General features: G+C 55.0%; 2 protein-coding genes. Both read right to left on the reverse strand.

The window, feature by feature from the left end; translation table 11 throughout:
- Nucleotides 1–203: 203 nt before the first annotated feature.
- The gene (locus GGD50_RS32490) at nt 204–629 is read right to left on the reverse strand and encodes a hypothetical protein (protein WP_183941379.1); all 426 of its coding nucleotides are present in this window, start codon (nt 627–629) and stop codon (nt 204–206) included.
- Nucleotides 630–703: 74 nt separating this feature from the next.
- Nucleotides 704–1,201, reverse strand: a complete 498-nt coding sequence (locus GGD50_RS32495) for a histidine kinase (RefSeq protein WP_183941381.1) — start codon at nt 1,199–1,201, stop codon at nt 704–706.
- Nucleotides 1,202–1,888 lie beyond the last annotated feature (687 nt).

Below are 1,888 nucleotides of genomic sequence, written 5' to 3' on the forward strand. Positions count from 1 at the left end.
AATCACACCGCGATTCTATAGGCTTCAAACCAAAAGGGAATCCCGGCGCCGCAAAAAATCCAAAGCTGCGATTCCTTTAGTTATCAACAGTTCCTAAGGGTCTGAGGGCCTCTCGACCTGCCCTGCTCCAACCTCCAGTCACTCGTTGCAGGCCTCCACCAATCGCGGGGTTGAAGCCCGGTCCTTGCGTGCTAGAAAAAATCTTACTCCTGGTCCTGGTAGCTATAGGTGGCACAGCTCTCGTCGTCGCTTCGCGGCGGCCTCGAACCGGTGAACACCGCGATCGCCGTGGAGCCGTCGCCGTCGCTCCACGTGGCGAGATAGGTGACCTTGCCTGTGCCGCAAAGACGGTTGCCGTTCTTCAATTCCGGATCAAACGGCTGCGCGACGCGGTAAACCGATCCCGGCACGCGCTTGCCATCGACTACCAAACTGTCTGCGATCAAATCCGAGAAGGTAAGCTCCTTGCCGTTCTCGAAGGTGATCCCGGCATCATCGATATCGACGTCGCCGGTAATGCTCATGGCAGTGTTGCTGCTTGCTGAGTAATGGTCTGCCGCCATTGCGGATGACAAGCAGGCAGCGCTGGAGATTGCTGCGAGAAACACGGTGATAAGGGTCGTGCGCATCTTGCCCTTTCGAGGTCGGGGAACGGTTCGATTGTACTCGGGGCGCCGGCTGAGGCCGGCGCTCCGATCCGTGATCAGTCGTTGATCGGCTTCAGGGATGAGATAATCCCACTGACCGCGTCATCATGCTTGGCCTCGTTTTCCGTCGAGCCCCAATAGGTGATGACCAGCATCTTGTGTTCGGACGGCTGCGCAAATGCGAGTTGCACATGCACCGGGCCGTCCTTATCGGTGCCGTCCCACTCGAGATGGCCGAGCTTCATGCCGTTTAGGGTCGTGTCAGGAAACTCATGCTTGCTCTTCGCATCGATATTCACGCCATTCTTGACGAGGAAATCGACAGCGTCGTCGACCGTCTTGTCCATGGTTGCATCGTTTGCGATATCGATCGAAAAATAGATGGCGGAATCTGGCGAGGTTGCATCAATTCCGGTTTCAGTTTCCTTCGGTCCCCAGCTGTGCGGGATAGACACCTCAGCTATCGGCTCTTCACTTGGAAACTGCAGCGTCTCGGCATGAGCAAACATCGGAAAGGACATCGCGAGAGCCGCGACCAAAAGCGTATGTTTCATGACAGGTCCTGATTAGAAGATTAGTGACGTCGGCGTTGCGGGGCGCAACTGCCGTACGATGATGCTCCCATATGCCGAAAAGACTCTTAATCCCTGTGCAGTCGATCGGACCATTTCTGGTGCGGTTCGCAGTAATATCGTCGGCGGTCGACATGCTTCTGTGACAAGGAAAGCCGGCTCCGCTCATTACCGAGTCATTCCCCCGGATGGATGAGAACGAAATCGCCGATCGTGGTAGAGATCAAAGTTGGGTTCGCTGGCATTGGATCTAACCTCGTTCTCATCGCCGGCGCGCCGGTGCGACGTCTTCGGCGATGACGGCAGCGCACGCATATCCTGTCCTTTCACGTCGCTGAGCATTGGAGCGACAAAGCTTGCCGCGCCCGGTTGGTCTAGTTTTCAGACCTTGCCTTCACCTTGTTCCGAACAAGTCCGAAGTGCAGCAGGACATACAGGCGCCGCATCGAACCAGGTGTCGCTTTGCATTTAATCGTAAGACTGCGCCTCCAACAAAATCATTTAGTTAGCTAGACCAGCATATAACGTGAGGTTTGGCATTTAATTTGAGATTTGATCCGGGCCATTGCCACTTAGGCACTGTTGATAAATTATCGCACCGGTGGTGGGATGATTGGGCTGATTGTGTAGTTCCAATCGCCATGGAATTGATGACGGTTGATGTTGATC

This window comes from Martinezella paranaensis (assembly GCF_014200235.1).
In the GTDB taxonomy this organism is placed as follows: Bacteria; Pseudomonadota; Alphaproteobacteria; order Rhizobiales; family Rhizobiaceae; genus Rhizobium; species Rhizobium paranaense.

What these genes read in the sequence shown, in the direction of transcription:
- GGD50_RS32490 (WP_183941379.1), bottom strand. Translation starts at nt 629, where the DNA reads ATGCGCACGACCCTTATCACCGTGTTTCTCGCAGCAATCTCCAGCGCT.
- GGD50_RS32495 (WP_183941381.1), bottom strand. Translation starts at nt 1,201, where the DNA reads ATGAAACATACGCTTTTGGTCGCGGCTCTCGCGATGTCCTTTCCGATG.